The sequence below is a fragment of the Candidatus Merdisoma sp. JLR.KK006 genome (genome assembly GCF_036941035.1).
GTDB lineage: Bacteria > Bacillota > Clostridia > Lachnospirales > Lachnospiraceae > Laedolimicola.
On the sequence record NZ_JAYMNS010000104.1, the window covers coordinates 1 to 283 of the forward strand.

Annotated in this window: 1 rRNA gene; it reads left to right on the forward strand. The window is 51.6% G+C overall.

Annotation, left to right across the window (positions count from 1 at the left end):
* Positions 1–283: ribosomal RNA gene (locus VSQ61_RS22780) — 23S ribosomal RNA — on the forward strand; the annotation flags it as partial.

Sequence of the window (283 nt, forward strand, 5' to 3'; positions counted from 1 at the left end):
GCGCCAACACATAACGCATGGAGGGGAACCCGGGGAACTGAAACATCTAAGTACCCGGAGGAAAAGAAAGAAACATCGATTTCCAAAGTAGCGGCGAGCGAAATGGAAAGAGGCCAAACCAGGATGCGTGCATCCTGGGGTTCGGACCGCATAATTGATTCAGCGAGTTTAATGGAAAGGTTTTGGGAAAGCCTGCCAAAGAGGGTGAAAGCCCCGTACATGAAAGACGAGCTGACAAGGCGGTATCCAGAGTACCACGAGACACGTGGAACCTTGTGGGAAC